Below are 12,295 nucleotides of genomic sequence, written 5' to 3'. Positions count from 1 at the left end.
CTTGTGCCTGCCCAAAAGCCTCCACTATCTGTCAGCATACAAAACCTCACCGCCCGATTAATAGTCACCAAAATCAAACTGTCAACCTGATTTAGGACTATTCTGAATCTAGTATCTTTGCGCCCCGAATATCAAAGATATGTCCCGCCAGCGCACTTATAAGATCAAAGAATGCTTCTACACCCTTCAGGGCGAGGGCGCGCAGGCTGGCCGTGCGGCCGTTTTTTTGCGGTTTACGGGGTGTAATCTCTGGAGCGGTCGGGAGGAAGACCGGCACGAAGCCGTATGTAAATTCTGTGATACAGACTTCATCGGCACGGACGGACAGAACGGGGGGCGCTACACGCAGGTGCAATGCGGGGATTTGGTGCAAAGTTTGTGGCCCGGTGGTGGCCGGCCTTACGTCGTCTGTACTGGCGGAGAGCCATTGCTACAGCTGGATGAGCCGCTCATCGGGGAGCTACAGTCTCGTGGCTTCGAAGTTGCCGTAGAGACCAACGGCACCGTCCCGGTACCGGAGAGTATCGACTGGGTCTGCGTCAGCCCCAAAGCTAATGCCGACCTTATCGTCACCCGGGGTGACGAGCTCAAGCTCGTCTTCCCTCAGTCCGAAGCAGAGGCCCAACCCGAGCAATTCACCCAGCTGGATTTCGAACACTTTTTCCTGCAACCCAAAGACGAAGCCGACGCGGACCACACCCCGGCTACCGTTGCCTATTGCATGGCTCATCCGCAGTGGCGCATCAGTTTGCAGACCCATAAGCTGATGGGGATTGATTAAGTGAGAGAATGAATCAATGATTGAATAATGCTAAAAGAAGTCAGCAGTTAGAATCAAGCTCATTCACTCATTCCCACCTTCTCTCCTTCAATTTTCCCTACCTTAAGCCCGTCTTATCTACGCACCCACACTACTCATGCAATTAGGAACACTCGACTGGAGCATCATTGCTGCCTTCTTCATCGTCTCTCTCGCAATTGGTCTTTGGACCAGCCGAAAGTCCGGCGAATCCTCCAAAGAATTCTTTCTCTCCGGCCGGAATATGCCCTGGTGGTTACTCGGTGTCTCCATGGTTGCGACGACCTTTTCAGCGGATACCCCCAACCTGGTTACGGACATCGTACGGAAACAAGGGGTGGCCGGCAACTGGGCCTGGTGGGCCTTTCTCCTCACGGGAATGCTGACGGTGTTCGTCTACGCCCGCCTCTGGCGGCGCTCCGGCGTCATGACCGATCTGGAATTCTATGAAATGCGCTACAGCGGAGCCCCCGCCCGCTTCCTGCGTGGCTTCCGGGCCATCTACCTCGGGGTGTTTTTCAACGTCATGATTATGGCCACCGTCTGCCTGGCGGGAATCAAAATCGGTAGCGTGATGCTGGGCATTTCCGCCGAAACGACCGTCATTCTGGTGGGTGTAATTACGGTTGCCTACTCAGCCCTGGGTGGCCTGCGGGGTATTGTGATTACCGACTTCGTTCAATTCGGCCTGGCCATGATTGGTGCTTTCTGGGCCGCTATTTACATCGTCGGCTTACCGGAGGTAGGCGGACTAGACCAACTGTTCACCCATCCCAACGTCAGCGACAAACTGAACTTCATTCCTGACATGAGCGATCCGGAAATGTACATTCCGCTACTCGTCATCCCCCTCGCCGTGCAGTGGTGGAATGTTTGGTACCCTGGCTCCGAGCCCGGTGGCGGCGGTTATATCGCCCAGCGAATGCTGGCCGCTAAAAACGAACGCCATGCCGTTGGGGCCACCTTTCTCTACAATGCTTTTCACTACGCTCTGCGCCCCTGGCCGTGGATCCTCATCGCCCTGGCTTCGCTGATCGTTTTCCCTGACCTCGACAGCATCCGGACAGCTTTCCCCGGCGCCGACAAAATCGACGACGACCTGGCTTATTCCGCCATGCTCACTTACCTCTCTCCCGGCCTGAAGGGACTCGTCGTGGCTTCCCTCATCGCCGCGCTGATGTCTACCCTCTCCACCCACCTCAACTGGGGCGCCTCCTACGTCGTCAATGATTACTACAAGCGCTTTCGCAAACCGGATGCTACGGAGAAGGATATGGTAAACGTCGGCCGTATCAGCACCGTCGCCCTAATGGTGCTGGCAGCCCTCTTTGCCCTCGTACTCAATAATGCCCTGGAGGCCTTCAACATCCTCCTTCAGATTGGTGCGGGCACCGGTCTCATCTTCATCCTCCGCTGGTTCTGGTGGCGGATCAATGCCTACACGGAGATTGCTGGGATGTTTATCTCCTTTGCGGTTGCCATCTTCATGAACTTTGCCTACCCTTCACTCGGCTTACCAGAACTAGAATCCTGGCAGGTGCTTCTCATCGGCATCGGACTAACGACCGTTGGCTGGCTCGTTGTCACCTTTATGACCCGCCCAACGGACGAAGCCACCCTCATCAGCTTTTACCAAAAGATTAAGCCCGGTGGCCCCGGCTGGGACCCTGTTATCGCGGCCATGCCCGCAGGTACTACCGCCACGGGGAATGGCAACCTCGCCTTCGGCATCCTGGCCATGCTCCTGGGCGCCATGACGATCTACTCCGTACTCTTTGCCACCGGTTTCTACCTCTATGGCAATCTGACGGGAACGATAGTTTCATTGGCGATTACGGCCATTGGCTCCATTTTCCTTTGGATGAACAGAAGCCGGTTCTGAGGAAACTGCCTCCTCCGGGAAGACATAAAAAAAATGCTTCCCGATAAAATCAAGAAGCATCCAAAAAAACACTATGAACAACACGTAGTACTAGATCTTGAGGAAATAAGTCCAATTTCTTTCAGAAACCATACTTACTAACCTCACTGTAAAAGTGCGAACATCCTGCTCCTTCGGAAGTGACAATTGTCAATTTTTTCAATGATTTGGTCCCATTTTTCGAAAAAAGATGCTTTTGCGTGATCACCATCCTTGTCTCATGGCCAGATACACCCCGTTGCTCCAGCCAAAGCCATCCTGTACGGGATACTCTCCTCCACCTGCTTCCAGGCTGATGTCTTCTACATTGTACTTCTCCACCATCTTATTGACGTTGGCGTAGACCCGTTCGTTGTTGTCCATCCAGCGGTCACGGATTTGATTCGCCACTGAGTTTTCGTTGTAATTTTTTAGTCCCTGGCAGGTCATCCATTGTAGCGGTGGCCAGCCGTTCGGAGCGTCCCATTGCTGGCCGGTTTCGGTCAGGCTGGTACGGACACCGCCGGGGGCCAGGAACTTCGCAGCAATTACTTCACCGACGTCAGCAGCGTGGCGGTTATCCACCATTTTCACGAAGAGCGGGTACACACCAGCCAGGGTGAGATAATCGGTGAACTTTCCGGTTGTCCAGTTCAGGTCCTGATAAAAATGCGTGGTCTCATCATAGAGGTATTTATCGATGGCTTCGCCTCGTTTAGCGGCACGATCCTGAAACTGCCTCCGTTTACCGTCTTCAGGATGATGGGCAGCGATCATCGCTTCCAGCTTCCAGAGGAGGCTGTTCAGGTCGGGTGGGACGATGTCAGTCGTCACGATCGAGCTGATGTTTTTGCCATCGGCAAACCAGCGGGCGGAGTAATCCCAGCCGGATTCTGCGCCCGAGCGCAGGTGGCGGGCAACGGTCTGGCTGTCGCGGCCGGATTCCCGGATGGCCAGTACATCCTCCCGGTAAGACTCAGCCCGGGGGCGATCTCCGGCGTCGTAGTAGCGGTTCAGCAGGGTACCGTCTTCAATCCGGACAACGTGGTCGACGGCGGGGGTTTCTGCACTGACCTCGGACTCGCCATTCATCCAAAAAGCGTGCTCACCAAGGAGCTGTGGCATAAACTCCCGGTAGACTTCGGGGCCTTCCATTTGGGCCAGCACCTCCACCATGAAAGCGAAGAAGGGCGGTTGGCTGCGCGTCAGGTAGTAGGTCCGGTTTCCGTTCGGGATGTGGCCCACTTCGTCCATCAGATAGGCAAAGTTCTCGACCATGTCCCGTACCAATTCTCCCTTACCCGCCGTCTGCAGCCCCAGCAGCGTGAAGTAGCTATCCCAGTAATACACCTCCCGGAAGCGGCCACCGGGAACGACGTAATCATTGGGCAGCGGGATGAGGCTGCCGGCGGCCCCTTCATCAGCTCCGGCCTTACGCGTCAGCACTGGCCAGAGCGCATTGATGTGCTCCGTAATCGAACGGGAACCGTCACTGGACCAACCACTTTCGGGCGCCATCGGTGGCGCGAAGTATTTCTCGGTGAAGGCTTTGAGGTTGAAGCCGGGCTTTCCTTTCTCAGCATCGTAAGCGGACATAATCTCACTGACGGATGCCCTGGGAACCATGTCTACGAAGGTTTTACCGTCCGCAAAAATGCGTTCCATCTGTACGCGGCGGAAGAGTTCGCCGAAGAGCAGGTCGGGGGGCTGGCGGTTTTTGGTGGCAGCCTGCGCGTCAGATTTCCGGGCCTCGGTCGCTATCGGGGCAGCGGTTGCGGAGGCCGGAGGGACGGATGTTTCCTGGCAGCCTGTAATGAAGATGATGAATGGTAAAAAAGGTAGAAGAATTCTTTGCATACGAGATCTTTAAGCTCGGTACAAGGTAGGTACTTCAGCGTGAATGAGTGAGCGCCCGAAGATCCTATCAGAACGCTTCGGGCTTCGCTTCACCGGCCGTAGTGCATGATGATCATACCGTACCTTCGCCAAAATTTTTCCAACATGACCTACCACACCGCCCCCTGGATCTACCCCATCACCTCTGCGCCCATTAAGGACGGGATTATCGCCATCAGCGACAACGGGAAGATTGAGGCTCTTTTGGACCCTGCTTCTCCAACCTTCATGGCACCTGCGGCCGCGCCCAAAAAGCACGACGGCATCCTGATTCCCGGTTTCATCAACACCCATTGCCACCTTGAGCTAAGCCACCTGGCGGGTAAAAGTCAAACGGGAAAAACCTTATTGCCCTTCCTGGTGGATGTGGTGACAATGCGCGAGATGCCGCAGGAGGAAATTAATGCTGCCATCGAAAAATGGGACGCCTATATGTGGGAGCAGGGCATCCAGGCCGTCGGTGATATTTGTAACAAACTCGACACGGCCGCCGTCAAACGCAAAAGCCCCATCCGCTACTACAGCTTTGTGGAAATGTTTGACTTCCTGCAACCCGACCGCGCAGAGGCGAGTTTCGAGGGGTACAAAACGGTTTACGAGGGGCAATCTGGCGTAATGGACAGCAACTCTAAAAGTGCCGTCCCGCACGCGCCCTATACGGTCAGCGATCCGCTCTATGAGTTGATCAACGGCCTTAATGACGGCAACGAGACGGTCTCCATCCACAGTGAAGAAACGCCGGCTGAAGACGAACTTTTTCGCCACGGAACCGGCGGCTTCCATGATTTCTTCAAGGGCTTCGGAGCCAGCATCGAAGGGTTTAAAGCAACGGGAAAGGGCTCCATCTTTCACGCCATGGACAAAATGGACCCGGAGAAACGCACCCTCTTCGTCCACAATACCCTCACGACGGCCGAGGGTATCCGCGCCGCGAAAGCCTGGGGAAAAAACGGTGTCTTTTTCGCCACCTGCCCCAACGCCAATCTCTACATCGAGAACCGCCTGCCGCGCTATGACACTTTCATTGCCGAAGGGGCTAAAGTGACCGTCGGCACCGACTCCCTGACCTCTAACTGGCAGCTTTCCATCCTGGAAGAACTCCGGGCCATCAGCAAGTACCAGAGCTATGTCCCCTTCGACACCCTACTGCAATGGGCGACCATCAATGGTGCCGAAGCGCTGCAGTTCGACCATGAACTCGGCAGCCTTGAAGTAGGTAAAAAGCCCGGATTATTATCACTGGCCGGCCTCGAAGGCGATACGCCCGAATCATTTCGGATTGGGGCGCTGACGCGGGTGCAGAGAATTGTTTGAGGGCAGTGTGGGCCCCAGGGCAAACGCATCAAATCTAAAACTGTAATCTAATAGTTGATTTTTGTTTCGATCGAACGCAGTGAGCTGTCACTTGCGGTAGCAAATCAAGAATCAAATATCGAGAATCGCCAATCGCCAATCAAAAACGTAGCAAACGAAGTTTGATGCGTTTGCCCTGTGTGGGCCCGGATAATGCCTGCAACTTATTCAGGAGCTCATTATATTTGATCGGTATTATTCACCTGTACACCCATTAACTATGTTAGGACTTGCCCTCCTCTACTTTCTTGCAAAGCCATTTTACAAACTAGCCGAACAGTACGGTCGCAACCAAATAGGGTATTCGCTGCTGGCCATCATCGTCTATTACGCAGGCGTGTTAGGCTTTGGGCTTATGCTCGGTATTGCGCTAGAACTAACCAGCCCGGGATCGGTAGAAGGTATGAATGACTTTTTCCTTGGTCTGATTTGTATTCCCGCTGGTTTATTTACCGCCTGGATCTTGTACAATTATCTCGAAAAGCGCTTTAAGGGGCACCTTAGCGTAGACCGTCAGTATGACGCCAACATTATCGATGCAGAATTGATCCGGAAGGACGACTGATGGGCTTGGCGTAAGGCGTTACTTTTCCCACTTTCTGTAGCCCCGGAGGGGCGCCTCTCGTAGCGATGAGTGACGGAGTCGACAAAGTCGACGGGGGAACCCATCGTTTTCGTTCGTGTCCTTTTTGCCCCCGCGGCAGGGCCGTTCACGCGCAGGAGCGCGTAGAGACCACCAAAAAGCCCGCCCCTCCACAAGGGAAGGACGGGCGCATTTAAAACTACGAATCAAACTACTCATTAATCGTTTCGGCGTCTTCCGCCGGAGCGGCGGACTGGCCGTTGGTAGCTTTGGGTGCAGCAGGGGCTTCCCCCTGCTTAACCAGACCGGCGGGCAGGCTCATGCCACTCTGACTGAGGAAGTCGTTGAGCTGAGGGACCATACCGTAGAGGCCCTGGACGAAGTTGCCTACACCTTGCCCGTTGCCGTTGTCGTAGACGACGACCTTGTCGATCTCTACGTCCTTGATGGCATCCGTCTGGATTTTCGCCAGTTCGGTGAGCTTATCTACCATCAGGAATCCGATGGCAGACTGGGCGTCTCCGCCGGCAGCTTTGACAAGTCGCTCGAAGCCTTCGGCCTGCTTATTGAGGAGCTCGGCCATACCGTCAGCTTCTGCTTTGTAGCGGGCCAGCACGGCATCAGCTTCACCCTTGGCGATCTCCCGGCGACGCTCGGCTTCTGCCTGGGCGGCAATGACGGCTTTCTGGCGGTCAATGTCAGCGGCAACTACCTCTTCGGCTTCCTGGCGGGCTTTCTCGGAGGCGGCACGGGCAATCTCGGCCTTCTGCTCGGCTCGGTAAGACTCTTCCAGCGCCTGAGCGGCGGCTACCTTACGCGCGGCTTCGGCGCGGCGGTTAGCTTCGGCCATCTCGATGTCACGAGCGGCGTTAGAATTAGCAATTTCGATGGCGGATGCGTTGCGGCCCTGAGTTGCTTTGGCTTCGGCTACGGCTTCACCGATGGCAGCGCGGGAGTCCGCATCAGCGACCTTGGTGCGCTGGTCCTGCTCGGCTTCCTTCTGACCAATTTCACCCGTACGGCGCTCGTTAGCCACCTTAACTTTGGCTTCGTTGATGGCCTTCGCAGCAGCTTCCTGACCAAGCGCGGAGATGTAGCCGGACTCATCCTGAATATCCGTTACGTTTACGTTGATGAGACGCAGACCGACTTTGTGCAGCTCTTCGCCTACGTTAGAGTAGACGCTGGAGACGAACTTGTCCCGGTCCGTGTTCAGTTCCTCGATGTCCATGTTGGCAATTACGAGACGCATCTGTCCCATAATGATGTCCTGGCTCAGCTTAGCCACCTGGTCGCGGTTCAGCGACAGCAAGCGGTTGGCCGCGGCCAGCATCAGGGTTTCATCTTCGCCGATACCGACGGTGAACTGAGAGGGAACATTTACGCGGATGTTCTGCTTGGAGAGCGCATCCTTGAGGTTAACGTCAATGGACAGTGGCGTTAAATCGAGGTAGCGATAGTCCTGAATAACGGGCCATACGAAGGCAGCACCACCGGCATAACATTTAGCGGATTGCCCGCCACCGGTTTTACCATAGACGACGAGGATTTTATCCGACGGACAGCGCTTATAGCGGCTAACCAAAAAGAAAACGAAGAGGACGACGATGAGGCTAATGCCTCCAATTAGTTCTAACATGGTAAAAAGGGTTTAATGCGTGAAAGAGTAGTGTGAACAGGGTTAGTGGGTAATAGGTGTTTACTCGGTTGGGGTAACCACAATGGAGCCATCCGGGCCGAGATCTTCAACGATGACGGGAGTTCCCGTCGGGATTTCTTTATTGTCAGCCGAGCGGGCTTTGAGCTCGCGCTTGCGCCCCCGGACGGGGATGTGCACGAGGCCCTCGCCCTCGGCGGGAATTTTGAGATATACGGTTCCTTCTTCCATTAAGGCGTCTTCAGTGGCCCAGTTTACATTCTCCTGCTGACTGAGCAGGAAGCGAAGAATCATACTCAACACCCAAACTCCCACTGCACCTGCGGCCGCGCCCCCAACGAAGGCCAGCACGGGATCTACCTGTGAAATGAGGAACAACTTGACCACCCAGGAGCCGAGCGAGAAGAAAGCCAACACGCCCTTAATAACACCCAGCCCGCCACCGCCGTCAATATCTGCGTCGGCGTCTCCGAAGTCCAAATCGACGTCGAAGTCCAGCTCCAGACCACTGATAATGGATAGTACCAGCAAGGTAACCAGGATAACGCCGCAGGTAAGCGCAATGTAGGTAAGTATGGCAATCATGGTGCGTTTCGTTTTAACACCAATATAACGTTTTGCCGAGGGGGTTTCGTTGTGCTAAAAATTTGGCATTCGTCGAGATTGGCGGGATGCTCGTCGATGGAGTGCATCGGGCAGGGAACCAATGGAGTCCTTATCAGATAATGAAAAGTAAGAAAGGGGCGCGGCCGCGGGTGCAAAGATTTGTTTTGGAGCCATGCAGGAAGGGGTGTCGCTCTGCGCCACTTACGATACATCCTTCATCTTTTTACCCCGGATTCCGCCTCGGGCTGCGCCCTCGGCTACATCCGGGGCTAAGGGTGTTGGACCACTCCGTGGTCACCCTCATCGCGCCGGGCGCGATGAGTCCGTACACGCGCGGGAGCGCGTGGTGGCCGGGCTATTCCTTTTTATGCCGGGCAATGTGCTTATCCGGATCGAAGGTGAAATTCCAGTTGTCGGCGTATTGCTGGATGGGACCAAGACCGACAGTAGCGCGGATGCTATCAATCTTATGGGGCTCGGCGATTTCGGAGAAAAAGTACTCGTTGGTTTCCTTATCGCGGCTCACCTGGCTACCGTATATCTGAGGGCGACCGTTACGCATCTCGACCCGGTCAATGAGGAGGGCGAGGGAGGACCAGCTTAGCTCCCCGGCTTCCGCCGCTTCGCGTAAGACGGGGAGGAATTTTTCCTGTATGGGTAAGTCAGCGTGCTGGATAACGAGAAAAGCCGTACCGGCCTGATCGCCAACAATTGACTTGCCGGGGTAGCCCATCATTTCAATGGTTGCGGTGATGTATCCTGTATTATAAGAGTCTGACCTGTTCTGTATTTTCCAGAGAGAATCCATTTGGGGAGATTCCCACCCATATTTATCGGAATACTCCCTCATGAGGCCCCGTTGCTCCTGATCAGTTTTGCGGATTTCGGCCAGTTTATCGGCGAGATCCTGATTAAAATTTGGGAAAGCGGCGAGGAAGCGGCTCTGTATCATTTGGGCGAAGGGGGTCTCCCGCAAATAATCGAACTCGTCGTAGTTTTCGAAGATGCCCTTGCTGCCGTCGGGGCTCAGTTCGAAGGCTTTGTCGAGGTATTGGTCGCGGATCTCCGTCTTTCCGGCGGAGTGCGCGCAGGCGGCAGCCCGCAAAGTGGACAGGAAGCTGGTTTGCTTGATGGCGAAGGCGGTGGCGTAGAACGCCAGGCAATCATCGTATTCCCCACCCTTCAGGGCAGCTTCACCGGCTTTGGCGTTTTCGATGTAGGCAGGATCGGTGGAGCTGAAGTTCTGGGCAAGGAGGCCTACACTAAAACAAAGGAACAGGAATGGTAAAAGGAATACTTTCATAGTGGCGTGTGGTTTTGGCGTCGATGACGACCTAAATATAATGCGGCAGTCAGGATGTTTGGCGGGTGTTAACGATGATTAACCTTAATTGGAATGAAGTGATCGATTGTGTTTTCGCAAGGATACCACGCACACATAGCCCCGGAGGGGCACCTACCGTAGCGATGGGTGACGGAGTTGACGTAGTCGACGAGGGAACCCATCGTTTTCGTTGGCCATTCATTGTCCTCAGCGCGCTCCGCGCGATGAGGACGCCCACGCGTGGGAGTGCGTGGTGACCGGGAGCGCGTAGTGGCCGGTATAGCCATCAATTTCCTACCTTCGCATCCATGGCAAAACTACGTCGCAACCACACGCCTCAGGGCACGCCTGCCTCTGGCGGCACCATTGCAAAAGTTGGCATCTTCGGGGCTATCATCGCGGCCCTGGTCTGGGCCTTTGGCAACTTTGGCGGTATGACCGGAGAGGAAAATTCCGCCGATGACCGGATTGACTACGCTGGCGAGGATTATGTAGCTCCCGCGGGTACCCGCGGGCAGGTAATCAAACGCGATGGCTTCACCCTTAGTTATGACGAAGAGTGGGAACAAGCCGAATGGGTTGCCTACGTGCTCGAGCGCAAGAACCTCCAGCAGGAATGGAGTAAGCGGCCCAGAGACTTCAAGTCAGACCCTGAAGTACGAACACAGTCCGCTACTGACAATGACTATCGGGGCTCCGGCTACGACCGGGGTCACCTGGCCCCCTTCGCTGACTTTGCCTGGAACCCGGCGATGGCCAAGGAAACCTTCTACATGTCTAACATCAGCCCCCAGGCCCGGCAGTTCAACCAGGGCGTTTGGCGGGAGCTGGAAGAGCTTACCCGTGATTGGGCCAACCGCTTCAAACGGCTCTACGTTGTTACCGGCCCGGTGATGACCGAAGACCCCAAAGGAACGATTGGGCGGAATAACCGGATTGCCATCCCGGCGGCCTATTACAAAGTCCTGCTCGACCTGGACGACCCCGAGCAAAAAGCCATTGGCTTCGTCATCCCGAACGAGATCAGCTTTGACCCGCTGCCTAAATACGCCATGAGTGTAGATGAAGTGGAGAGTATCACCGGCATCAATTTTTTCTCCGAGCTGATGCCTGCGGATCAGGAAAAACAGTTGGAAGCCATTGGCAATCCGGACTTATGGCCCTTCAGCAAGAAGAAGTACGATAAACGAGTCAATAGCTGGAACAACGTGCGCTAATCAATGACTCCGGTTTTTCATTACATGCTTACCGGCCGAGGGTTTGGCTCAGAAATCAACAATTTGCTTTTTGCGCTACAGTACGCTAAGGACCAGAGTAAGCCGGAGCCACCTGTGTTCGTCCTGAATAGCCAGCATTGGAATGCAGGCGTTGATCGTGGCTGGGAAGATTACTTTGAGCCCAGCCCTTTGTGGCACTCAAGCCTGGACTCAACGAGATTGCGGGCCGTCAACGGTTTGATTTTCCTGGCGGTAAAAGGCGGGCTTTACCTGAATGATTATCCGTCTGTCTGGGACAGAAACCTCAGCGGTAAACACGTCGTGTTTAAGTCTGTACTGAAAACCATCGCAGGAAGGCACATCTTCCTTTTCTTTCCCCTTTTCGGGCAAGCCCGAGAGGCAGGGCGACAGCAAATGATGAAAGATCCGGTAGCGCTGAAATCCTCGCTCCATCAATTTCTCTTATCCCTTTGGCGGCCAAAGCAGACCATACAAAAGGAAATTGAGCAAAGCCGAATAGCGGGTAAATACGCCTGCCTGCACATCCGGCGAGGCGATAAAATCGCTACGGGGGAAGATATTCATTACGCGGTATCAGTCTACGCCGAAAGGTTGAAAGCCCTTAAGCTAAGCACGCCTACAGTTCTGGTACTTTGTGATGACTACCGCGCTTTTGAAGAATTACAAGATGCCCTGCCGGAGTATCAACTCCTCACGAACACCCCGTCCAACGTACGGGGCCACGACCAGCGCACCTTCAACCGACAACCGAAGGAGGTAATTTACCAGGACACCGTAAGATTCATAGTGGACATTGAACTCGCACGTAATGCCCAGGTTTTTATTGGCAGTCATCATTCGAATGTCTTTCGGTTGGTAGAATACTTTAAGCTAAAAAACTGCTACAGCGTAGCACCTGATTTCCGGGACATCGTTTAAGGGTTAGGTCTTGCATACGCC

Annotated in this window: 10 protein-coding genes; 6 read left to right on the top strand and 4 right to left on the bottom strand. The window is 54.6% G+C overall.

Annotation, left to right across the window (positions count from 1 at the left end; genetic code table 11):
• Positions 1-139: 139 nt before the first annotated feature.
• Positions 140-781 carry a 7-carboxy-7-deazaguanine synthase gene (gene queE, locus BM123_RS11590; RefSeq protein WP_090168556.1) on the top strand — a complete coding sequence of 214 codons (642 nt, stop codon included), beginning with the start codon at positions 140-142 and terminating at the stop codon, positions 779-781.
• Positions 782-917: 136 nt separating this feature from the next.
• Positions 918-2,681, top strand: a complete 1,764-nt coding sequence (locus BM123_RS11585; RefSeq protein WP_090168552.1) for a sodium:solute symporter family protein — start codon at positions 918-920, stop codon at positions 2,679-2,681.
• A gap of 243 nt (positions 2,682-2,924) precedes the next feature.
• Here BM123_RS11585 and treF read toward each other — a convergent pair whose 3' ends face one another.
• Positions 2,925-4,556, bottom strand: a complete 1,632-nt coding sequence (treF, locus tag BM123_RS11580) for an alpha,alpha-trehalase TreF (RefSeq protein ID WP_090168548.1) — start codon at positions 4,554-4,556, stop codon at positions 2,925-2,927.
• Between the two features lie 144 nt (positions 4,557-4,700).
• On the opposite strand from treF, the gene BM123_RS11575 reads away from it, so the two are divergent.
• Both BM123_RS11575 and BM123_RS11570 read left to right on the top strand, forming a co-directional pair.
• Positions 4,701-5,909, top strand: a complete 1,209-nt coding sequence (locus tag BM123_RS11575) for an amidohydrolase family protein (RefSeq protein WP_175489340.1) — start codon at positions 4,701-4,703, stop codon at positions 5,907-5,909.
• A 259-nt stretch (positions 5,910-6,168) separates the two neighbouring features.
• The gene (locus tag BM123_RS11570; RefSeq protein ID WP_090168545.1) at positions 6,169-6,513 is read left to right on the top strand and encodes a hypothetical protein; all 345 of its coding nucleotides are present in this window, start codon (positions 6,169-6,171) and stop codon (positions 6,511-6,513) included.
• A gap of 229 nt (positions 6,514-6,742) precedes the next feature.
• Here the strand turns inward: BM123_RS11570 and BM123_RS11565 are convergent, their stop codons facing one another.
• The 3 genes from BM123_RS11565 to BM123_RS11555 form a co-directional block, all read right to left on the bottom strand.
• Complete coding sequence (locus BM123_RS11565) at positions 6,743-8,170, bottom strand: flotillin family protein (RefSeq protein WP_090168542.1); 1,428 nt, start codon at positions 8,168-8,170, stop codon at positions 6,743-6,745.
• Between the two features lie 60 nt (positions 8,171-8,230).
• Positions 8,231-8,773, bottom strand: a complete 543-nt coding sequence (locus tag BM123_RS11560; protein ID WP_090168539.1) for a hypothetical protein — start codon at positions 8,771-8,773, stop codon at positions 8,231-8,233.
• 376 nt (positions 8,774-9,149) lie between these two features.
• Positions 9,150-10,097 carry a DUF6624 domain-containing protein gene (locus BM123_RS11555; protein WP_090168535.1) on the bottom strand — a complete coding sequence of 316 codons (948 nt, stop codon included), beginning with the start codon at positions 10,095-10,097 and terminating at the stop codon, positions 9,150-9,152.
• A gap of 329 nt (positions 10,098-10,426) precedes the next feature.
• On the opposite strand from BM123_RS11555, the gene BM123_RS11550 reads away from it, so the two are divergent.
• Both BM123_RS11550 and BM123_RS11545 read left to right on the top strand, forming a co-directional pair.
• On the top strand, positions 10,427-11,335 hold the full coding sequence (locus BM123_RS11550; RefSeq protein WP_090168532.1) for a DNA/RNA non-specific endonuclease: 909 nt from the start codon (positions 10,427-10,429) through the stop codon (positions 11,333-11,335).
• Between the two features lie 24 nt (positions 11,336-11,359).
• Positions 11,360-12,274 carry an O-fucosyltransferase family protein gene (locus tag BM123_RS11545; RefSeq protein ID WP_139211856.1) on the top strand — a complete coding sequence of 305 codons (915 nt, stop codon included), beginning with the start codon at positions 11,360-11,362 and terminating at the stop codon, positions 12,272-12,274.
• Positions 12,275-12,295 lie beyond the last annotated feature (21 nt).

Source organism: Neolewinella agarilytica, assembly GCF_900110645.1.
In the GTDB taxonomy this organism is placed as follows: domain Bacteria; phylum Bacteroidota; class Bacteroidia; order Chitinophagales; family Saprospiraceae; genus Neolewinella; species Neolewinella agarilytica.
The sequence above is the reverse complement of the archived record's forward strand: the minus strand, read 5'-3'. Positions and strand labels throughout refer to the sequence as shown.

Coding starts and splice junctions, on each gene's coding strand:
- BM123_RS11550 (WP_090168532.1), top strand. CDS start 10,427: ATGGCAAAACTACGTCGCAACCACACGCCTCAGGGCACGCCTGCCTCT.
- BM123_RS11565 (WP_090168542.1), bottom strand. CDS start 8,170: ATGTTAGAACTAATTGGAGGCATTAGCCTCATCGTCGTCCTCTTCGTT.
- BM123_RS11560 (WP_090168539.1), bottom strand. CDS start 8,773: ATGATTGCCATACTTACCTACATTGCGCTTACCTGCGGCGTTATCCTG.
- BM123_RS11575 (WP_175489340.1), top strand. CDS start 4,701: ATGACCTACCACACCGCCCCCTGGATCTACCCCATCACCTCTGCGCCC.
- BM123_RS11570 (WP_090168545.1), top strand. CDS start 6,169: ATGTTAGGACTTGCCCTCCTCTACTTTCTTGCAAAGCCATTTTACAAA.
- BM123_RS11545 (WP_139211856.1), top strand. CDS start 11,360: ATGCTTACCGGCCGAGGGTTTGGCTCAGAAATCAACAATTTGCTTTTT.
- queE (WP_090168556.1), top strand. CDS start 140: ATGTCCCGCCAGCGCACTTATAAGATCAAAGAATGCTTCTACACCCTT.
- BM123_RS11555 (WP_090168535.1), bottom strand. CDS start 10,097: ATGAAAGTATTCCTTTTACCATTCCTGTTCCTTTGTTTTAGTGTAGGC.
- BM123_RS11585 (WP_090168552.1), top strand. CDS start 918: ATGCAATTAGGAACACTCGACTGGAGCATCATTGCTGCCTTCTTCATC.
- treF (WP_090168548.1), bottom strand. CDS start 4,556: ATGCAAAGAATTCTTCTACCTTTTTTACCATTCATCATCTTCATTACA.